The sequence below is a fragment of the Micromonospora sp. NPDC004336 genome, assembly GCF_053602615.1.
The window spans coordinates 24,850-44,899 of record NZ_JBSGDY010000035.1; the positions used below are offsets into that span (position 1 = coordinate 24,850).

Consider the following 20,050-nt stretch of genomic DNA (forward strand, 5'->3'; position numbering starts at 1 on the left):
CAAGCGTCCAGGGCCGTCCCGGCGACGTCTCCCGGGAACGAGGGGGCGCCGCGGGGAAACTGCGGCGACTACTTGACAAATCTATAGCGATCAATGCGTGCCTGCGGTATTGCTGATGCACCGAAACCTGCAACACCCGGCAAACGGAGGCGTGCCATGCTGACAAACCGTCGTGCTCTGGGAGCGGCCGGCGCAGCGCTGCTCCTGGTGGCGACTGCGCTCATCGCCGTAGGGGTGAACCACCGCGTCACGGAATCCGAGCGGGTGGCGCTGGCCGCGGCGACCGCCCCACGGGCCGTGCCGGCGCTGTCGGACGAAGGGCTGCGGAAGGTCCTGCTGCCCACGACCGACCACCCCGAGGGAACCGAACTGGTGGAGATGTCGCTGACCGACGCGGCGCGGATGTTCGCCCCCGAGCCGCAGGTCACCGTCGAGCCCGTGGCCTGCCTGGGCGCCCTGCAACTGGCGGTCGGCGAGCAGGGTCCGGCCGGCGTGGGCTGGATCCAGGTCGGCTCTCGGCGCGGGATCGTGAAGGGCGCCGCCGACAGGTTCACCGCGACCGTGGCGCAACTGCCCGACGGGCTGGACCTCGGCCGCCTGCGCGAGGCCGCCGGCACCTGCACCGCCGGCACCATGACCTGGGAGTCGCAGAAGATCCGCGCCACGATCCAGCTCACCGAGGTGCCCGTGCCCGAGCTGGAGGGGGCGGCGACGTACGGGCTGCAGTCGACGATCACGTTCACCGGCCTGACGCAGCAGCAGTTCGACCAGCTGGTCGCGGACAGCTGCCGGGTCGAGGCGGCCGCCGCCGTCGTCGCCGCCGGCTGGACCTGCGACGAGGGCGTGCGGGCCGTTGCGGCCGACGGCGACCACACCATCGAGCAGTACCAGCTCTACGTGGCCCGGGGGAACTACTACCTGGAGATCTGCGAGCCGGACCTGGCCCTGGCGATCTCGATGTCGAAGACGCTGCACGACCGGCTCCGCGCGGTCGTCAAGTGACCCGGGGTGGTCCGGCTCGACCCGCCGCACGCCGGACGGTCGAGCCGGATCACCCGCCGGAGGCGGCCCGACCGGCGGCGCGGCGACGACGGATCACAGCGTGATCCAGTATCGCCGTGCCGCGCCGAGTGCCGTGGCCCGGACGCCCTCGAGCACGCCGCCGTGGCGCTCGATCGTCCGCGCGGACGCGACGTTGCCCACCTCGCAGACGAGCAGCACCCGCTCCAGGCCCAGCGCCCGCGCCTCGTCGAGCATCCGGCCCAGCGCCCAGGTGGCCAGGCCGCGCCGGCGCGCCGACGGTCGGACGCCGTAGCCGATGTGACCCGCCTCGCGCAGCAGGAAGTCGTCGAGCTCGTGCCGCAGCGCGATCGCGCCCAGCACCGCGCCGTCCTCGACGATCCAGCGGTACGTGCAGCGGACCCGGCCGTCCCCCGGCGGCGTCGACGGATCCGACTGGTCGGTCAACCGCGCCACCCAGGCCGCGAACCCCGCGGGGGAGTCCACCTCGTCGGAGGATCGCAGCCCGAAGCCGTCCTCGTGGACGCCCGGGCCCCAGTCGTCACGCGCGTCGCGCCAGGCGGCATGGAGTCGGACGGTGGGCGCGACCAGTTCCGGCATGCGACGACGATAGCGTCGCGCGGCCGGTGCCGAGGGTTCACGGTGGACGCGTACGCCGGCTCCGCGCCGCGCCGGCGCGGACCGGTCCGTGTGATCTCCGTTGCCCGTCGACGCGGGCGGGAATGAGATCACCTCGTCCGGGTTGGAGCCAGACATGACTTCTGCAACGCCCCCCGCGACCGCGCGACCGGTCGACGGCGACCCGGCGACGTCCACCGTCGACGCGCCCGAAGGCCCCGCGGCGGCGCTGACGCCGGGTGACCTGATGAGCCCTCGGCAGCGCGTCCGGCTCGTCCTCGTGCTCGGATCGCTGATCGCGGTGGGTCCGCTGACCATCGACATGTACCTGCCCGCGCTGCCCTCGATCGTGGCCGACTTCCACACCACGTCGGCGGCGGTCCAGCTGACCCTCACCGGCACGCTGGCGGGCCTCGCCCTCGGCCAGTTGCTCATCGGGCCGCTCTCCGACGCGGTGGGCCGGCGTACGCCACTGATCGCCGGCGTCGCGCTGCACGTCGTGGCGTCGGTGCTCTGCGCCGTCGCACCCAACATCGCGGTCCTCGGCGCGCTGCGGGTGGTGCAGGGCCTCGGCGTCGCGGCGGCCTCGGTGGTCGCCACGGCCGTGGTGCGCGACCTGTTCAGCGGCGCGGCCTTCGCCACGTTGCTCTCCCGGCTGCTGCTGGTCATGGGGGCGGCACCGATCCTCGCGCCCACCCTCGGCGGCGCGCTGCTGCGCTGGACGGACTGGCGGGGCGTCTTCGTGGCCCTGGCCGTCCTCGGCGCCCTGCTGATCGTGGTCGCCGCGCTCGGCCTGCGCGAGACGCTGCCGCCGCAGCGGCGTCGGTCCGGCGGCGTGGTCGCGACCCTCGTCGTCTACGGCACGCTGCTGCGCGACCGTACGTTCGTGGGACTCGTGCTGGTGGCCGGGCTGGCCATGGCGGCGCTGTTCGCCTACGTCGCCGGCTCCTCGTTCGTCCTGCAGGACCAGTACGGCCTGGACGAGCAGCAGTTCGGGCTGGCCTTCGGCGCCGGCGCGGTCGGACTGATCGCGGCGACCCAGTTCAACGTACGGCTGCTGCGCCGCTACTCGCCGCAGCGGATCCTCGTCGCCGCACTGGGGGTGGGGACCGTTGCCGGCCTGGCGCTGCTCGCCTTCGCCGCCACCGGGCTCGGCGGGCTGCCCGGCCTGCTGGCGTCGTTGTGGGTGGTGCTCGCCGCGGCGGGCCTCGCGATGCCCAACGCGCCGGCCCTGGCGCTGTCCCGGCACGGCGAGGCGGCCGGCACCGCATCGGCCCTGCTCGGCGCCGTGCAGTTCGGCGTCGGGGCGCTGGCCGCACCCCTGGTGGGCGTGCTGGGCACCGGCGCGGTCGCGATGGCCCTCGTCGTGGCAGGTGGCATGGTGGCGGCCATGGCGGTCCTGCTCGTGGTCGTGCGGCCGTCCCGGCTGGCCGACCTCGCGCCGGCGACGGTGGCCGTGGCGGCGCACTGACGGACCGTCCCGCGCCGGCGCTGGCGTGTCGGTGCTCGTCGCCGCACGCCACCGCGCCGGCCAGGAAAACGGCGCCGACGACGGGAGCGCGGGTCGCCGTGGCCGGGGGACCGCGCCGAGTCGGGAGGTAGCGGGGAGCGGGCCGCCCCCGTAGGTTATGGAGCCGGACACGGGAGGGCGCGGATGCGGACCATCGACTGGCGGGACGGCCTGATCGTCGCCATCGACCAGACCCGGCTGCCGCACGAGGTCGAGTATCTCGAGATCGGGACCGTCGACGAGCTGATCGCGGCGATCCGCTCGCTGGCCATCCGGGGCGCGCCCGCGATCGGCGTCGCCGGGGCGCTCGGGGTGGCCCTCGCCGCCCGCCTGCACTCCGACGACCCGGCGCGGCTGCGCCGGGCAGTGGACGCGATCCGGGCCGCCCGCCCCACCGCCGTGAACCTCGCCTGGGGCGTCGACCGGGTGCGCGCCCGGCTCGACGCGGAGGGCACGGCGGCGGCCCTCGCCGAGGCCCTGGCGGTGCTGGAGGAGGACGTCCGCTGCTGCCGGGCGCTCAGCGAGCGCGGCGCCCGCTGGCTGGTCGAGACGGTGGGGCCGCAGGTGGCGGTGCAGACCCACTGCAACGCCGGCGCCCTGGCCACCGTCGAGTGGGGCACCGCGCTCGGCGTGGTCCGGTCCCTCCAGGAACACGGCGCGCTGACCCACGTGTACGCCTCCGAGACCCGCCCGCTGCTGCAGGGCGCGCGGCTGACCGCGTGGGAGCTGGCCCAGATCGGAGCGCCGCACACCCTGGTGGTGGACTCGGCTGCCGCCTCGGTGCTGGCCCGTGGCCTGGTCGACGCGGTCGTGGTCGGCGCGGACCGGATCACCGCGAACGGCGATGTGATCAACAAGGTGGGCACCTACCCGCTCGCGCTGGCGGCGGCCCGCGCCGGGGTGCCGATGGTGGTCGCCGCCCCCGAGTCGACGGTGGACCTCGCCACCGCGACCGGCCGGGACGTCCACATCGAGGTACGCGCCGCCGAGGAGATCACCGCCCTCGGCGCGGCGGTCGTGGCGCCGGCGGGCACCGAGACGCTGAACTACGCCTTCGACGTCACCCCGGCGGACCTGGTCACCGCCATCGTCACCGAGAGCCGGGTCATCCTCCCGGCCGCCGGCGGCCGCCCCGACGACCCCACCGGCCGGGCCTGACCCGCCCGCCCCTTCCCGAGGAGCCACCCCCGATGCTCAACCGCTGGTCCGCCGCCGACGCCCCGGACAGCTCGGACCCGATCGCGCGCCTCGTGTACGCGTCCCGGCTGCTCGGCGCCGACACCGGTCTGGTGCTGCACGGCGGGGGCAACACCTCGGTCAAGACGACCGTCACCGACCTCACCGGCGAGGCGGTGTCGGTGCTCCACGTCAAGGGCAGCGGCTCCGACCTGGCCACCATGGACGCGTCCGGCTTCACCGCCCTGCGGTTGGACCGGCTGCGGGCGCTGCTGCGGCTGGAGCGGCTCGGCGACAGCGACATGATGAACGAGCTGCGCTGCGCCCGCCTCGACGCGACCGCTCCGGACCCCAGCGTCGAGACGCTGCTGCACGCGTTGCTGCCGCACCCGGCGGTGCTGCACAGCCACGCCGACGCGCTGCTCGCCCTGACCAACCAGCCCGAGGGCGCCCGGCTGGTCGAGGAGGTCTACGGCGACAGCGTCGTCGTGGTGCCGTACGTCATGCCCGGCTTCGACCTGGCCCGGCTCTGCGCGGAGCTGTACCCGGCGCGCGCCCACGCCGGGACGGTCGGCATGGTCCTGCTCCACCACGGGCTGTTCACCTTCGGCGCGGACGCCGAGGAGGCGTACCGCCGGCACGTCGAGCTCGTCGGCCGGGCGGAGGAGCGGATGGGCCTGCCGCGGCCCCGGGTCGCGCCCGTCGCGCCCCGTCCGGTGGACCGGCTGCGGCTGGCCCGGCTGCGCCGGGAGGTCTCCACCGCGGCCGGCGCCCCGATGCTGCTCAGCCGCTACGAGGACCCCGCGGTGCGGGCCTTCCTCGACCGGCCGGACCTGGCGACGGTCGCCACCCGCGGCCCGGTCACCCCGGACCACGTGCTGCGCACCAAGCGGATCCCGCTGGTCGGCACAGACGTGGCGGGGTACGCCGACGCCTACCGCGACTACGTCGAGCGGAACCGCTCCCGGGCCCGTACGGCGCTGACCATGCTCGACCCCGCGCCCCGGGTGATCCTCGACGCGGAGCTGGGGATGCTCACCGCCGGCCGCAGGGCGGCCGAGACCGGCATGGCCCGGGACATCTACCGGCACACCGTCGACGTGATCGAGGCGGCCGAGGCGGTCGGCGGCTACCGGGCACTCTCCGCGTCGGAGATCTTCGACCTGGAGTACTGGGAGCTGGAGCAGGCGAAGCTGCGGCGCGGCGGTCCGGCGTCGGAGTTCGCCGGCGAGGTCGCGGTGGTGACCGGGGCGGCCTCGGGCATCGGCCGGGCCTGCGCCGAGGCGCTGCTGGCCCGGGGCGCCTGCGTGGTGGCCCTGGACCGGGACCCGTCGGTGGCCGGGTCGGACGGGCCGGCCCGGCTCGGCCTGACCGTCGACGTCACCGACTCCGCCGCCGTCGACGCCGCCCTCGACACGGCGGTGGACCGGTTCGGCGGGGTGGACGTCGTCGTCGCGGCCGCCGGGGTGTTCCCGGCGACGCGGGAGATCGCCGGGCTCGACGAGGCCGACTGGCGGCGCACGATGGCGGTGAACGCCGAGTCGGTGGCGTACCTGCTCTCCCGCACGCACCCGCTGCTGGCGCTCGCGCCCCGGGGCGGCCGGGTGGTGGTGGTCGCCTCCCGCAACGCCCTGGCCCCCGGGCCCGGCGCGGTCGCCTACTCCGCGTCGAAGGCGGCGGTGACGCAGGTCGCCCGCGTGGCGGCGCTGGAGTGGGCGGCCGACGGCATCCGGGTCAACGTCCTGCATCCCGACGCCGTCTTCGACACCGGGCTGTGGAGCGCGGAGGTGCTGGCGGCGCGGGCCCGGCGCTACGGGCTGACGGTGGCGGAGTACAAGCGACGCAACCTGCTCCGTACGGAGATCACCAGCGCCCGTGTCGGCGACGTGGCCGCCACGATGTGCGGGGAGACCTTCGCGGCCACCACGGGTGCGCAGATCACCGTGGACGGAGGGAACGAGCGGGTGATCTGAGCGTGGCGGGGCCTCGACCCGCCACCACGGCCCGCCGACCCGCCACCACGGCCCGCCGACCCGCCACCCTGGCGCGCCGACCCGCCACCACGGCCCGCCGGCCCGCCTCCCCGGCGCGCCGGCTCGGAGGGCCGACGCCTGCCTGCGCCCGCGCCGCGCCTCAGCCCGGAACGCGGCTGCCCGGCGGAGTGAAGGCGGCCAGCACGGTGGCCGTGATGTAGGACGCGGCCCGGTCGGCATCGAGGCGGCCGGCGTTGATCTCGTCGGCGGCGTTGTGCATCACGCCGTGCATGACGCCGACCAGCCACGGTGTGGACAGGTCGCCGCGGAACACCCCCTCGTCCTGGCCGCGCCTCACCAGCCCCGCCACCCGTTCGACCGGGCCGGCGTGCAGGTCACGGATCCGGCTCGGCGGAAGGACGCCCTGGGCCGCGAGCAGGAGGGACTGGTACCGGCTGACCAGCTGCCAGCTGGACTCGATCAGCCGGGTGAGCGCCTGTCGGGCGTCGCCGAGCAGGTCGACCGCGTCGAGTGCCGCGTGCCCCTGGGCGATGGCGCGGGCGAGCGCGGCATCCACCAGGTCGGCGCGGTTGGGGAAGTGGCCGTAGACCGTGACCCGCCCGACGCCGGCCGCCTTGGCGATCTCGCTGACGCTGGCGTCCGGGTTACGGCTCAGGGCGGCCACCGCGGCCTCGAGGATCGCCGAGATGCTGCGCTGCGCGTCCGCTCGCCTGGCCGGTGACTTCTGCGGCGTCGGTACCGTCACTCGATCTCCCTTGTTGAACACTGCTGTACGAGTTACTGTACCCCGGCACAACTCATACAACGCTGTTCGAATTGGAGGCGACGCCTCGTGTCCACCCAGGCCGTCGACCAACCGGAAACCACCGCCGCCGACCCGCGCCGCTGGCGCATGCTGGCACTGCTGGGCGTCGCCCAGTTCATGCTCATCCTGGACGTCACCGTCGTGGCGATCGCGCTGCCGCACATCGGCGCGGACCTCAACCTGCAACGCGACACGCTGACCTGGGTGGTCAGCGCGTACACCCTCATGTTCGGCGGTCTGATGCTGCTCGGCGGGCGCGCGGCGGACCTGTTCGGCGTCCGCCGGGTCGTGCTGCTCGGCCTGCTCGTGTTCACCGTGGCATCCCTGGTCACCGGCCTGGCCGGCGGCGCCGCCGCGCTGCTCGGCGGCCGGATCGCGCAGGGTGTCGGCGCGGCGATGCTGTCGCCCGCGGCGCTGTCGGCGGTGATGAGGGTCTTCCCCGAGGAGGAACGCAACAAGGCCCTCGGCGTCTGGTCGGCCCTCGGCGGCGGCGGGTCCGCGATCGGCGTCCTGCTCGGCGGCGTCCTGACGGCCGGCCCCGGCTGGCAGTGGGTGTTCTACATCAACGTCCCCATCGGCCTGGTCGTCCTGGTGGCACTGGCCCGGATGCTGCCGGCGCACCTGTCCCAGGGGACCCGGGCCCGACTGGACGTTCCCGGCGCCGTCCTCGTCACGGCCGCCACCGGCACGGCGATCTACGCGCTGATCAACGCCGGGGACCGTGGCTGGGTCAGCGTCGCGACCCTCGGGACGCTGGCCGGCGCCGCCGTGCTGTACGCGCTGTTTGCCGTGGTGCAACGCGCCGTGCGGTCGCCGCTGATGGACCTGCGCATCCTGACCCGCCGGCCGGTGGCCGCCGGCACGTTCCTCATCCTGGCGGCGACCGCGCTGATGATCGCGGTGTTCTTCCTGGGCTCGTTCTACCTGCAGCACCACAAGGGCTACGGCCCACTGCGCACCGGGCTGCTGTTCCTGCCGGTCGCCGTGGCGACGATCATCGGAGCGCAGGTCGCCGGCCATGTCGTCGGTCGCCTCGGTGCCCGGTCCGTCGCGACGGTGGGCCTGGCGGTCGCGGCCCTGGGCACCGCCGTCCCGGTGTTCTGGACGGGGTCGGCGCCGGTGGTGACCGGGATCAGTCTCGGTGCGGCGGGAATCGGCGCGGCCTTCGTCGCCTCCTCCGCGACCGCCCTGGGGCAGGTCGCCCACCACGAGGCGGGGATCGCCTCCGGTCTGCTCAGCACCTTCCACGAGTTCGGGGCCGCCCTCGGCGTCGCGGTGGTGTCGAGCGTCGCGGCGGCGAGCATCGCCGGCAGCAGCGGCGTGGGCTTCACCCGCGGCTTCACCTTCGCCGCGATCGCGGCCGCGGTCTCCGCCCTCTTGGCCCTGCTCACGGTCCCGGCCGGGAAGGCGCCCGCGGGAGCACGGGTTCACGCGCACTGAGCACGCCGCGTGTGGCCCGGGCCTGGCCCTGGGCCACACGAGGCGGCCCGGGCGGCCCGGCGGCGCCGCCACCGTGGTCAGCGGGGCCGCTCGGCGAGGTCCCGGATGCCCTGGAGGGTGGTCGTCATGGCCTCGCGCAGGGCGGCCAGGCGAAATTCGATGATCTTCTCCTCGTGCTCGGGGGCCCGGTCGATGAACAGGCTCACCCCCGTGCGGCCCGGGCCGATGCGCACCCGCTGGGCGAGCCGGCAGCCGTCCCCCTCCGGGGTGAGCCGGAACTGCCAGGTGGCGGCCGGCCGCTCCGGGTCGGCCGGGCCGCCGCCGAAGCGGTTGTCGGGGTCGAGCACCAGCCAGCCGAAGACCCGTGGCTCGTCGAACCGCACGACCTGCGAGATCGTCCGCCACTCGCCCAGCGCCGGATTGTGGTTGTGCCCCTCGAACCGCGCGCCGAGCGCCGGCCCCGCGCTGCCGTCCAGCCACCGCACCCGGCGTAGCTCCGGGCTGAACCGCGTGGGCAGCTCGACATCCGTGACCAGCTTCCACACCAGGGCGGGATCCGCCGCCACGTGCAGGTCGCACTCGACCGTCGGGCCGTCGACGTAACGCATGGCACTCTCCTCTGTGGTCCCTGCTGCGGATCCTCCCACCGAGCCGGTCGGCGTGGGTAGGTCGACGCCGAAGACGTCACACGCGCCGGCGCGGCGGGTCGGCCCCGGCGGCCACGGCCGCCGCCAGGATGGTCACGCCCGGGCGTCGCCCGTGGTGCCCAGCGGTTCACCCTCGCCGACGCGTGGCAGGGCCGGCTCCCGCTCGGCGGGCGCCGCCGCGCCGCCGCGGGAACGCTGGGTCAGGACCACGCAGGCGAGCACCACGAACGCCGCGCCGACCGGCGCTGCGGTGACGACCTCACCGACCAGCAGCGCCGACCAGGCCAGGGTGAGGACGGGCTGGGCGAGCTGGATTTGCCCGACCCGCGCGACGCCGCCGCGGGCGAGGCCCGCGTACCAGGCGAAGAAGCCCAGGAACATGGAGACCGCGGTGAGGTAGCCGAACGCCGCCCAGGCGCCGGCGTCGGCGCGCGGCGGGTGGATCGCGGCCGCCACCGCCGTGACGGGCAGGGTCACGGGCAGCGAGAGCAGCAGCGCCCAGCAGATCGTGCGGGCCCCGCCCAGCTCGCGGGCGAGCGCACCGCCCTCGGCGTAGCCCAGGCCGCACAGCACGACCGCCGCGAGCAGGTGCAGGTCGGCGGGGGACAGGGCGCCGCCCACCGTGCCGCTGAGGATCAGGAAGGCCAGCACCGCCAGCAGCCCGCCGACGCTCGCGAACCAGAACAACGGCGACGGACGCTCTCCGGCCCGCAGCACCGCGAAGACGGCGGTCAGGGCGGGCAGCACGGCGATGACCACCGCGCCGTGCGCGGAGGTGTGCGTCGTCAGCGCGAGCGAGGTGAACAAGGGAAAGCCGACGACGACGCCCAGGGCGACGATCGTCAGCCGCCGCCACTGGCTCCGATCGGGTCGCGGCGCGCCGGTGAACCTCAGGTACGCCCACGCCAGCAGCGCCGCGCCCACGGCCCGGCCGAAGGCCACCAGCCAGGGGTCGAGCTCCTGCACGGCGACGCGGGTCATCGGCAACGACATGCTGAAGGCCAGTACGCCCAGCGCGCCGAGGGCGAGCCCGGCGCCGCGATTCGCTGTTACCGCGCCCGGGTCAGTAGCGTTACTCTGGTCTCTCATGGATCACGGTAACGCAGTCGACCGGATCGTCCAATGTCTGCGCGGTCTCGTGGCCGGCGCCGAGCCGGGCCACCGCCTGCCGTCCGTGCGCGAGCTGACGGCGCTCCACCATGCCTCTCCGGTCACGGTCACCGAGGCGATCCGCCAGCTCGTAGCCGAAGGGCTGGTTGAGGCGCGATCGGGTCGGGGCACCTTCGTGGCCGCCGCGCCCACGCCCCGGCGCCCGCCGGACCTGTCCTGGCAGACCGTGGCGCTCGGGCCTCGCCCGCCCGGCGAGGACGACATGCAGGCGTTACTGGCGTTACCGCCGGCCGGTGCCATACCGCTCTCGGGCGGCTACCTGCCCGCGGAGCTTCAACCGGCCGCCGCGCTCGGCGCCGCGCTCGCCCGCGCCGCCCGCCAGCCCGCCTCGTGGCAACGCGGCCCGGTCGAGGGGCGCGAGGATTTGCGCGCCTGGTTCGCCCGCGAGGCCGGGGGAGGGTTGGGCGTCGGCGACGTGGTGATCTGCCCGGGCGGGCAGGCCGCGCTCGCCTCCGCCTTCCGCGCGCTCGCCGCACCCGGCGACACCCTGCTCGTCGAGTCGCCGACCTACCTGGGCGCGCTGGCCACGGCCCGCGCGGCCGGACTGCGGGTGGTGCCCGTCCCCGCCGACGACGACGGCGTCCGCCCCGACCACCTGGCCGCCGCCTTCGCCCGTACCGGGGCGCGGTTGTTCTACTGCCAGCCGCTGCACGCCAACCCCACCGGCGCGACCCTGGCGGCCCACCGCCGGGCCGACGTCCTGGCCGCCGTCCACGACGCCGGCGCCTTCCTGGTCGAGGACGACTACGCCCGCGACCTCACCATCGACGGCGAGCCCGCGCCTCCGCTGGCCGCCGACGACCCCGACGGGCACGTCGTCTACCTGCGCTCCCTGACCAAGTCCGCCGCGCCCGGGCTGCGCGTCGCCGCCATCGGCGCCCGCGGCCCGGCCGGCGCCCGCCTGCGGGCGGCCCGGCTGCTCGACGACTTCTTCGTGGCCGGCCCCCTGCAACAGGCCACGATCGAGTTCGTCACCTCCCCGGCCTGGGCGCGTCACCGCCGCGCCGTGCGCGGCGCGCTGCGGACCCGGCGCGCGGCACTGCTGGCAGCGCTGCGGCGGCACCTGCCCCGACTCGCCCCGCACCCCGCTCCGCGCGGCGGCCTGCACCTGTGGGCGCGCCTGCCCGACGGCACCGACGACGTCGCACTGGCCGCCGCCGCGGCCGACGAGGGCGTCGTGGTCTTTCCCGGGCGGGCGTGGCACGCCGCCGAGCCTCCGGCGCCGCACCTGCGCCTCACCTACGCGGCCGCGGCACCGGAGCTCATGGACGAGGCCGTCCGCCGGCTCTCCCGCGCCCTGCACGGCCGGCCCGCGGTCCGGTGACCCCGGCGCCCACGGGACGGAGCGAACAGCGGGGACACCTGTCTGGCCGGTGGAGCGGAGCCGGATCGCGGCGCGTGGGCGAGCGCGTCGGGGCACTGGGGAGCGCGGTCAGCCGCGGGACCACTTCTGGTTGGCCCCGCCGGAGCAGTCCCACAGCTGGAGCTTGCCGCCGTTGTTCGGGTTCCAGTCCCGCACGTCGACGCAGCGATTGGCGTTGAGGTTGACCAGGTCGCCAGCGGCGTTCAGGGTGAACCGCTGCGCCGGGTTGCCGTTGCAGGTGACGAGGTTGACCTCGGTGCCGTTGGCCGTGCCGGCCCAGGCCGGATCCATGCACTTGCCCATCGCCCGGACCGTGCCGTCGGAGGCGAACGTCCAGGCCTGCGCGACGGTGCCGTTGCAGTCCCAGATCTGCAGCTTCGCCCCGTCGACCGGGTCGGCGCCGGGGATGTCGATGCAGCGACCGCTGTGCGCGCCCCTGATCGCGGTGGCGCCCGGCGGGTTGCCGCCCGAGGTGTGGCCCGAGACGCGTACGTAGTCGACGAGCATCTGCTGCGGGAACTGCGTGGTGGCGTCGGGGTAGCCGGGCCAGTTCCCGCCCACCGCCACGTTGAGGATCATGAAGAAGGGGTGGTCGAACACCCAGCGGTTGCCGCCCAGCCGGCCCGGGTCGACCCGGTGGTACTCGACGCCGTCGAGGTACCAGACGATGGAGTTCGGCTCCCAGTCCACCCGGTAGGTGTGGAAGCCGTCGGCGAGCGGCTGGCCGATGGTGCGGCTGCCGGTGATGCCACCGCCGCCGGAGTAGCCGGGGCCGTGGATGGTGCCGTAGACGGTGTTGGGCTCCCTGCCGATGTTCTCCATGATGTCGATCTCGCCCGCGTTCGGCCAGCCGACGCTGCCCATGTCGTTGCCGAGCATCCAGAACGCCGGCCAGATGCCCTGGCCGCGGGGAATCTTGATCCGGGCCTCGAAGCGGCCGTACGCCTGGGTGAACGTCGCCGCCGTCAGCAGCCGGGCCGAGGTGTACTCGCACCGGCCGTAGTGGCACTGGTAGTTGCCCGGGTTCTCCCGGCGGGCGGTGATGACGAGGTTGCCCTGGCCGTCGTGGGCGGCGTTGCTGGTGCTGTTGGTGTAGTACTGCCGCTCGTTGTTGCCCCAGCCGCCGCCACCGATGTCGAACCGCCACCGGCTCTGGTCGACCGGCGCGCCGGCGGGCGCGTTGAACTCGTCCTGCCAGGTGATCGCTCCGATGGCCGCGTCGGCCCGGCCGGTGCTGCCCGGCAGGACGAGGATCGCGGCGAGCGCGACGACCGCGGAGACGACGGCCGCCGCCGCGCGACGGGCGTGGGTCATGGCCATCCTGGTTTCCTCCTCCGGCGCGCGAGCCCTCTCCGGCCGAGCCCAGAGAGCGCTCTCAGAGCGAAGTGTGTCGATGTCTACGGTAATTGTCAACACTGTTTCCGGTAGCCTTTCCCGGTCGCGTGCCCGGCAACTCGACTTAGCTGACCGTTAAGTAACGGCCGACCGGTTCACCCTGACGGGGTGCACTGTGCAGACTGGGGCGATGCCCGCCGCCGCGCCACCCGCCCGCACCGCCCCCCGCCGCCGCCGTACCCAAGGGATCGTCGCGGTGGTCGTCGCGCTCGTCGTGGTGGCCGCGGGCGGCGCGTGGTCGTTGCGGGACGGGGGCGTCGGCGACGCCGGCGCACCGGAGCCGGGAGACGCCGGCGGCGCGGCGGCCGGCTGCGCGGGCCGGCCGGCCCGCGCGCCCCGCGAGTTGCGCGGCATGTGGATCACGACGGTGAACAACATCGACTGGCCGAGCCGGCGCGGGCTGCCGGCCGAGAAGGCGCGCGCGGAGTACCTGGGCTGGCTGGACCTGGCCGTGCGGCACCACCACAACGCGGTCTTCGTGCACGTGCGGCCCAGCGGGGACGCGCTCTGGCCCTCGGAGTACGCGCCGTGGTCGGAGTGGCTGACCGGGCGCCGCGACGGCCGCGACCCCGGCTGGGACCCGATGGCGTTCATGGTCGCCGAGGCGCACGCCCGCAACCTGGAGTTCCACGCCTGGTTCAACCCGTACCGGGGTGGGCAGCCGGCCACCGTGGGCGGACCGGGCCCCAGGCTCGACCAGCTCGCGCCGACCCACCCGCTGCGTCGGCACCCCGACTGGGTGGTCACCTATCCCAGCGCCGACCGGCCCGGCAGCCGCCTCTACTTCAACCCGGGCATCCCCGAGGCCCGCAGGTTCGTCGAGGACTCGATGCTGGAGGCGGTCCGGCGCTACGACGTCGACGGCGTGCACTTCGACGACTTCTTCTACCCGTACCCGGAGGCCGGGCAGGACTTCCCCGACGGCGCGGCGTTCGCCCGGTACGGCGGCCGGTTCGCGGACAGGCACGCCTGGCGACGGGACAACGTGAACACGCTCGTCCGCGAGATGAGCGAGCGGATCAAGGCCACCAAGCCGTGGGTGAAGTTCGGCATCAGCCCGTTCGGCATCTGGCGCAACGCGCGCACCGACCCGGCCGGCTCCGCGACCGCCGGGTTGCAGAGCTACGACGACATCTACGCCGACACCCGGCTCTGGGTACGCGAGCAGTGGCTGGACTACGTCGTGCCGCAGCTCTACTGGCACATCGGCTTCGCCAAGGCCGACTACGCCAGGTTGCTGCCCTGGTGGGCGGCCACGGTCGAGGGCACCCGGGTGCAGCTCTACATCGGCCAGGCCGACTACCGGGTGGGCGAGCGCGGCGCCTGGCGCGACCCGGCCGAGCTGGACCGCCAGCTCGCCCTCAACCGGCGGCACGGCGTGCGCGGAAGCGTGCACTTCAGCGCCAAGCAGGTACGCGCCGACAGACTCGGTGCGGTCAGCCGCTACCGCCGGGCGCACTACGCCGGCCCGGCCCTGGTGCCCACCATGGCGCAGCTACCGGCCGCGCCGCCGGCCGCCCCCACGGTCACCGGCGCGCGACGCGAGGCCGCCGGCGAGGTGGCGCTGACCTGGCGCGGCGACGACGCCACCAGCTTCGCCGTCTACCGGGTGGACGGCGACGTGGCCCGGCTCGTCGGCACCACCCGGGGCACGGCCTGGGTCGACCGCACCGCGCCGGCCGACCGCCCGCTGTCCTACTGCGTCTCCGGCCTGGACCGCAGCGGCAACGAGGGCCGGCTCAGCGCGGCGGCATCCGTCGGCGACCGGGAGGAGCCAAGCCGGGACCCGGTCGGTGCCCGCAGCGTCCGACCGTCGTCGATCGGGTGACGCCGCCGAGCCGCAAATCCGACTCGCCAACCTCACCGGCCGGCGGCTGCGCCTGTGCGACGATCGACGTGCGTCAGCCGGCCGCCGGTTCGCCCGCGCCCCGGTCAGCCGGCGGTCGTGCGGGAGGCGCCGCACCCCCGTACCCCTGGAGGGCACGATGGCCATCTCCCCGGCCCGCGTCTTCGCCGCGCTGAACGCGGTGCCGCCCGCCGACGAGGCGTCCCCGACCCTGGGCAGGGCCGTGGTCGTCGGCGGCAGCGTCGCCGGGCTGCTGGCCGCCCGGGTGTTGTCCGACCACGCGCAGAGCGTGCTCGTTCTCGACCGGGACGACCTGCACGCGCCCGGCGGGCGGCCGGGCGTGCCGCAGGGGACGCAACTGCACGCGCTGCTGCCCGGCGGCCTTCTCCACCTGGAGCGCCTGTTCCCGGGATTCCGCGAGCAGGCCGTCGCCCAGGGCGCGGTCGAGGCACCGCCGGCCACCAGGAGGGCCTATCTCGACGGCCGCCGCAAGGTCGTCGTGCCCGACGACGCCGACAGCCTCGCCGGCACCCGCCCACTGCTGGAACGGCTGATCCGCCAGCGGGTGCTCCGACTGCCCAACGTCAAGACGCTGACCGCCCGCGCCACGGGCCTGGTCTTCGACGGCGCCGTGACCACCGGGGTCCGCTGCGAGGTCGACGGCGTCCCCGGCGTCGAGTCCGCCGACTTCGTGGTGGACGCCATGGGACGTTCGAGCCGGCTGTCCGACTGGCTGGAGCGGGCCGGCTGGGACCGGCCCGTCAGCCGGCGGATGGCCGTCGACCTGAACTACGCCACGGCCCTGTTCCGACGCGCCGAACCGGCCCCGGATCCCGCGGTGGTCATGGCCCTGCACACCCCGGGGAACTCGTCGGACGTGGCCGGCGCCGCGTTCTTCGCCGTCGAGGACGGCCGGTGGATGGCCATGATGGCCGGTTACGGGGAGAACCGGCCGGGACGCACCCCGGAGGACTTCGTACGCCGCCTGCGACGGCAGTTCCCGCCGGAGTTCGGCGCGCTCGCCGGCAACGAGATGCTCGGCGACGTCCGCACCTACCGCCATGCGGAGAGCCTGCGGCGGGACTTCCACGCGCTGAAGCGGTTCCCGGCCGGGCTCGTCAGCGTCGGCGACGCGGTCGCGTCGTTCAATCCCGTGTACGGGCAGGGGATCACGGCGGCGGCCCTGCACGCGGCCTGCCTGTCGACGCACCTGAGGTCGAGCCCGGATCCGGCCGTGCCCGCGCGCCGGTTCCTCGCCCTGCAGAAGGTCGTCGTCGACGCCGCCTGGGCGATGTCGACCTCCGCCGACCTGGCGCTGCCCCACGTCGACGGGCCCTACCCGCGCGGCCACCGCCTCTCCAACTGGCTCAGCGGCCGGATCGTCGCCGCGACCGTCACCGACGTGACGATCGCGCGCCGGTTCAACGAGGTCGTCTCCCTGCGCGCGCACCCGCGCTCGCTGGCCACGCCCGGCGTGATCCTCGGCGCCCTGCGGGCCAGCCGCCGGACGCGCTGACCGGGTCGCCGTGCCATCCGGCCACGGCCGCCATCCGAACCCGACGGGGGGAGCCGGGCTGTGGCAGCCCGGCTCCCGTACCGATCAGTTCGGGCGTAGCGAGGTGAAGAACCGCCTGAGTTCGCCGGCGAGCAGGTCCGGCTCCTCGAGCGGCATGAAGTGCCCGCCCCTACCTGGTTCGCTCCAGTGCCGGATGTCGGTGCAGGCACGTTCGGCGATCTCGCGCGGGAAGTTGGCCATCGACGGTTCGGTGCTCAGCGTGAACGCGGCCGGCACCGTGATGTCGGGCCGCGGACTGTTGTGGCCGATGTCGAAGTACTGCCGGAACGAGGAGCCGATCGTGCCGCTCGCCCAGTACAGGGTGATGATCGTCAGCAGGGTGTCCCGGTCGAACCGGCTCTCCAGGTCGCCGTGGTTGTCACTCCAGTCCCGATACTTGTCGACGAGCCAGGCCGCCAGACCGACCGGCGAATCGACCAGCGCCGCGGCGATGGTGTCCGGTCGGGTCCCCATGATGGCGCTGTATCCGCCGTCGGTCTGGTCGTACACCGCCTCGGCGTCGAGGAACGCCTGCTCGGCCGGGGACAGCGGGCGGGAGTCGAAGCTGCCCGGGAACGGTGGATGGATCATGTGAATGCCGGCCACCTGCTCGGGATACCGCGCGCCCAGCCAACCGGTGACCACGCCGCCGACATCCCCACCGAAGGCGCCGTAGCGCTGGTAGCCGAGGACATCGGTCATCAACAGGTGCAGCGTCCGCGCCATCGCCGCGCGGGTGAGCGGACCCTTCGGCAGCTCCGAGTACAGGAAGCCCGGCAGCGAGGGAACCACCACGTCGAACGCGTCGGCGGGGTCGCCCCCGTGGCGCGCGGGGTTGGTGAGCCGGTCGACCAGCGGCAGCATCTCCACGAAACTGCTGGGCCAGCCGTGACTCAGGATCAGCGGCAGCGGGGCGGGCGCGCCGGCCGGCCGCACCGCGGGCACGCGAAGGAAGTGCACGCGTCGCCCGTCGATCTGGGCCTGGTAGTGCGGCAGCGCGTTGAGTTCGGCCTCGCGAGCCCGCCAGTCGAAGCCGTCGCGCCAGTAGGACACCAGGCTTCGCAGGTAGTCGGGATCTGCGCCCGCCTGCCACGGCTGATCGCCGCTGCGGTCCGTGAAGCGGGTACGTGCCAGCCCGGCCCGCAGGTCGTCGAGCACCTCGTCGGATACGGCGATACGGAACGGGGAGAAGGTCATTGTTCCTCCGGTTAGGAGGGCGCTCTCCCCGACGCGAAGTCAGCGGACAGGGATGGCCGGGTGGAGCGCCCAGACGTGACATTGGGTGTTCACCGGGCTCACCTCCCCTCATCGCTGACGGAGATCACTCTACACGTCCTCACCGACCTCCCCGCACCGGGCCCCGGGCTCGTCCGGGCGTGCGGCGCGTTCCAGCAGGACCACGGGGATCTCCCGGACGATCCGCTGCTGGTAGGCCGCGTACTCCGACATGGTCGAGACCATCAGGCGCCACAGGTGCGGGCGCTCCTCGGCGGTGGCGGTGCGCGCGCGTGCGGTGAAGGTCTCCGTGCCGACCCGCACCGTGACGTACGGGTCGGCGAGCAGGTTGAGGTACCACGCGGGGTGGTGTTCGGCGCCGCGGTTGGAGGCGGCCAGCACATAGCGGTCGCCGTCGCGCGCGTAGACGAGCGCGGTGCGGCGCAGCTCGCCGGTCCTTCGGCCCCGGGTCGTCAGGAGCAGGTCGTTCACGCCGGGCCGTGGCCGGCCGCCGGTCTCCTCGAAGCGGCGGATGTGCTCGGCGACCCAGGGGTTCGGGCTGTCGTGGACCTCGGGCATCACGCCTCCCGGATGCTCGCGGCGGCGCGGTGGTGGCGGGGTGTCTCGATCTCGTCGAGCAGGGCGACCGCGAAGTCCGGGTAGCTGATCCGGCTGGCCGGGTCGCCGTGGCCGGCGAGGCGGTACCGGCCGGTGCGCGGGCCGTCGTGGTCGAAGTCGCCCGCGGGGGCCAGGTACGCCCAGTCGAGGTCGCAGGTCTGCAGCTCCGCCAATCCTGCCGCGTGTCCGAGGTAGAAGGAGCGGTACTCGTTTGGGTAGCCGGGCTCGTCCATCAGGGCGGCACCGGATGCTCCGGGCAGGATCGACGCGAGGCCGACCACCACCAGGCGGCGTACGCCCGCCTTCGCCAGGCCGGTGGCCAGGGCGCGCGACGAGGCGGTGAAGAAGTCGTGCGGCGACGCGGACAGGTCCACGGCCGCGCCGACGGCGGCGTCGTGCCCGGCGGCCGCCTCCGCGACGCTCGCCGCGTCCGTGACGTCGCCTGCCACCACCCGCGCGTCGGCCAGGTCGCCGTGGCGGGCGGGGTCGCGCACCACGGCGGTGACCCGGTGGCCGCGCCGACGTGCCTCGGCGACGGCCTGCCGCCCGGCCCGGCCGCCCGCGCCGAAGACCACGATGTTCATGAGAAACGCCTCTCGCCAGGGCCGGAGCCTGTGCGCCCGGCCGGTTCGTCGACGCTATCGGCAGCCGCGGTTACCACCGGGATACCAGCTATCGTTGGGCCCATGAGGCAACCCCTGCCCGCCGACATGTTCGACGAGCTGTGCCCGTCCTCGCTCAACCCGATCCGGTTCGGCGACAAGTGGGCGGCGCTCGTCATCCGCTGCCTCGAGCACGGGCCGCGCCGGTTCTCCGAGCTGCGCGTGCCGCTGCACCGCGTCACCCCCAAGGTCCTCACCCAGTCGTTGCGCTCCCTCGAACGGGACGGCCTGGTCAGACGCACCGTCCACGCCGGACCCGCCCCGCGCGTCGAGTACGAGCTGACGCCGGTGGGTCGCAGCATGCTCGAACCGATGGCGGTCGCGTGCGCCTGGGCCGAGCGGAACTGGGACGAACTGCTCGACGCCCGCGAGTCGTACGACAGCGGGGCGAGGTGACGGCGGCCCGGCGCGCCGGGCCGCCGGTGGGCCGGCAACCGTGACGGCGGCGGGCGGGCGGACCGGCTCGGCGCGCGGGTCCGGGCCACCCGCTGACCGCCGCCGCGTCGACCTGCGGCGGCGGGCGGGGCGGAGCCCGTCCGGCGTCAGCCGGGGCACGGCCCGGGGCGGCGCCAGCGCCTGTCCACCCAGTGCCGGACCGCCGCCTGGGTGGGCGCGTCGGCCATGCCGCTGACCGGGCCCCGGTACCGTTCGGCCTCCGGCACGTCCACCGGCCGCAGCCGGTCGGCGTGCTGGGTGGCGGTGGCGCCGGCGGGTTCGACCGCCGCGCGCTCCCGGCGGGCGTACGTCTGGAACTCCAGCACCGCCCAGTAGGTGATCATGTCGTACGCCCCGTCGACCGCGTCCGACGCGAGGAAACCCAGCGCCGCCAGGTCCTGCTGGAGGCGGCGTACCCACCGGTCGGTGACCAGCGGCGCGGGCCGGTCGACGCCGTCGTAGCGCGCCGCCGTCGTCGCCGTGGCGTCCCGGTCGTCGGCGCGCAGCACCCAGCCCCCGTACGGCCGGGCGCCGGCCCGCGTCCGGCCGTCGGACGGGCGGGCCGGGGCGGCGATCCCGGG

General features: G+C 74.8%; 18 protein-coding genes. 9 read left to right on the plus strand and 9 right to left on the minus strand.

Going from position 1 to position 20,050, the window contains the following annotated elements:
- Nucleotides 1-156: 156 nt before the first annotated feature.
- Nucleotides 157-1,002 (plus strand): hypothetical protein, encoded by an 846-nt coding sequence (locus tag ACWENR_RS10650; RefSeq protein ID WP_452276775.1) that lies wholly within the window; start codon nt 157-159, stop codon nt 1,000-1,002.
- 93 nt (nt 1,003-1,095) lie between these two features.
- On the opposite strand, the gene ACWENR_RS10655 is transcribed toward ACWENR_RS10650, so the two are convergent.
- Nucleotides 1,096-1,620: a GNAT family N-acetyltransferase gene (locus ACWENR_RS10655; protein WP_452276776.1), complete on the minus strand. Its 525-nt coding sequence runs from the start codon at nt 1,618-1,620 to the stop codon at nt 1,096-1,098.
- A 265-nt stretch (nt 1,621-1,885) separates the two neighbouring features.
- On the opposite strand from ACWENR_RS10655, the gene ACWENR_RS10660 reads away from it, so the two are divergent.
- The 3 genes from ACWENR_RS10660 to ACWENR_RS10670 all read left to right on the plus strand — a co-directional run bounded on the left by ACWENR_RS10660 (nt 1,886) and on the right by ACWENR_RS10670 (nt 6,297).
- Nucleotides 1,886-3,109 carry a multidrug effflux MFS transporter gene (locus ACWENR_RS10660; RefSeq protein WP_452276794.1) on the plus strand — a complete coding sequence of 408 codons (1,224 nt, stop codon included), beginning with the start codon at nt 1,886-1,888 and terminating at the stop codon, nt 3,107-3,109.
- Between the two features lie 183 nt (nt 3,110-3,292).
- Nucleotides 3,293-4,306, plus strand: a complete 1,014-nt coding sequence (mtnA, locus tag ACWENR_RS10665) for an S-methyl-5-thioribose-1-phosphate isomerase (RefSeq protein ID WP_452276777.1) — start codon at nt 3,293-3,295, stop codon at nt 4,304-4,306.
- 32 nt (nt 4,307-4,338) lie between these two features.
- Nucleotides 4,339-6,297, plus strand: coding sequence for a bifunctional aldolase/short-chain dehydrogenase (locus ACWENR_RS10670; RefSeq protein WP_452276778.1), 1,959 nt, complete (start codon nt 4,339-4,341; stop codon nt 6,295-6,297).
- A 160-nt stretch (nt 6,298-6,457) separates the two neighbouring features.
- Here ACWENR_RS10670 and ACWENR_RS10675 read toward each other — a convergent pair whose 3' ends face one another.
- The gene (locus ACWENR_RS10675) at nt 6,458-7,063 is read right to left on the minus strand and encodes a TetR/AcrR family transcriptional regulator (RefSeq protein ID WP_452276779.1); all 606 of its coding nucleotides are present in this window, start codon (nt 7,061-7,063) and stop codon (nt 6,458-6,460) included.
- Nucleotides 7,064-7,150: 87 nt separating this feature from the next.
- On the opposite strand from ACWENR_RS10675, the gene ACWENR_RS10680 reads away from it, so the two are divergent.
- Entirely contained in the window at nt 7,151-8,563 is a 1,413-nt protein-coding gene (locus ACWENR_RS10680; RefSeq protein WP_452276780.1) for an MFS transporter, read from the plus strand.
- A gap of 77 nt (nt 8,564-8,640) precedes the next feature.
- On the opposite strand, the gene ACWENR_RS10685 is transcribed toward ACWENR_RS10680, so the two are convergent.
- Together ACWENR_RS10685 and ACWENR_RS10690 are read right to left on the minus strand one after the other, a co-directional pair.
- Entirely contained in the window at nt 8,641-9,171 is a 531-nt protein-coding gene (locus tag ACWENR_RS10685) for an SRPBCC family protein (RefSeq protein WP_452276781.1), read from the minus strand.
- Between the two features lie 132 nt (nt 9,172-9,303).
- Nucleotides 9,304-10,299, minus strand: coding sequence for a DMT family transporter (locus tag ACWENR_RS10690; RefSeq protein ID WP_452276782.1), 996 nt, complete (start codon nt 10,297-10,299; stop codon nt 9,304-9,306).
- Between ACWENR_RS10690 and ACWENR_RS10695 the strand changes: the two genes are divergently transcribed.
- A complete protein-coding gene (locus ACWENR_RS10695) occupies nt 10,298-11,704 on the plus strand; it encodes an aminotransferase-like domain-containing protein (RefSeq protein WP_452276783.1) in 1,407 nt (468 codons plus the stop codon). The genes ACWENR_RS10690 and ACWENR_RS10695 overlap by 2 nt on opposite strands.
- A 108-nt stretch (nt 11,705-11,812) precedes the next feature.
- Here ACWENR_RS10695 and ACWENR_RS10700 read toward each other — a convergent pair whose 3' ends face one another.
- Nucleotides 11,813-13,057, minus strand: coding sequence for a family 16 glycosylhydrolase (locus tag ACWENR_RS10700; RefSeq protein WP_452276795.1), 1,245 nt, complete (start codon nt 13,055-13,057; stop codon nt 11,813-11,815).
- Nucleotides 13,058-13,268: 211 nt separating this feature from the next.
- Here ACWENR_RS10700 and ACWENR_RS10705 point away from each other — a divergent pair, with 211 nt between their 5' ends.
- Both ACWENR_RS10705 and ACWENR_RS10710 read left to right on the plus strand, forming a co-directional pair.
- On the plus strand, nt 13,269-14,966 hold the full coding sequence (locus tag ACWENR_RS10705) for a glycoside hydrolase family 10 protein (RefSeq protein ID WP_452276784.1): 1,698 nt from the start codon (nt 13,269-13,271) through the stop codon (nt 14,964-14,966).
- A 157-nt stretch (nt 14,967-15,123) separates the two neighbouring features.
- The gene (locus ACWENR_RS10710) at nt 15,124-16,500 is read left to right on the plus strand and encodes an FAD-dependent oxidoreductase (protein ID WP_452276785.1); all 1,377 of its coding nucleotides are present in this window, start codon (nt 15,124-15,126) and stop codon (nt 16,498-16,500) included.
- Between the two features lie 84 nt (nt 16,501-16,584).
- Here the strand turns inward: ACWENR_RS10710 and ACWENR_RS10715 are convergent, their stop codons facing one another.
- From ACWENR_RS10715 to ACWENR_RS10725, 3 genes are all read right to left on the minus strand, one after another.
- Nucleotides 16,585-17,736 carry an epoxide hydrolase family protein gene (locus ACWENR_RS10715; RefSeq protein WP_452276786.1) on the minus strand — a complete coding sequence of 384 codons (1,152 nt, stop codon included), beginning with the start codon at nt 17,734-17,736 and terminating at the stop codon, nt 16,585-16,587.
- A gap of 129 nt (nt 17,737-17,865) precedes the next feature.
- Entirely contained in the window at nt 17,866-18,333 is a 468-nt protein-coding gene (locus ACWENR_RS10720; protein ID WP_452276787.1) for a nitroreductase family deazaflavin-dependent oxidoreductase, read from the minus strand.
- On the minus strand, nt 18,333-18,956 hold the full coding sequence (locus ACWENR_RS10725; protein WP_452276788.1) for an NAD(P)-dependent oxidoreductase: 624 nt from the start codon (nt 18,954-18,956) through the stop codon (nt 18,333-18,335). Before ACWENR_RS10725 ends, ACWENR_RS10720 begins: the two co-directional genes overlap by 1 nt.
- A 102-nt stretch (nt 18,957-19,058) precedes the next feature.
- Here ACWENR_RS10725 and ACWENR_RS10730 point away from each other — a divergent pair, with 102 nt between their 5' ends.
- The gene (locus ACWENR_RS10730; protein ID WP_452276789.1) at nt 19,059-19,430 is read left to right on the plus strand and encodes a winged helix-turn-helix transcriptional regulator; all 372 of its coding nucleotides are present in this window, start codon (nt 19,059-19,061) and stop codon (nt 19,428-19,430) included.
- A gap of 146 nt (nt 19,431-19,576) precedes the next feature.
- Here the strand turns inward: ACWENR_RS10730 and ACWENR_RS10735 are convergent.
- Nucleotides 19,577-20,050: peptidoglycan-binding domain-containing protein (locus ACWENR_RS10735; protein ID WP_452276790.1), on the minus strand; the 474-nt coding region annotated here is incomplete at its 5' end.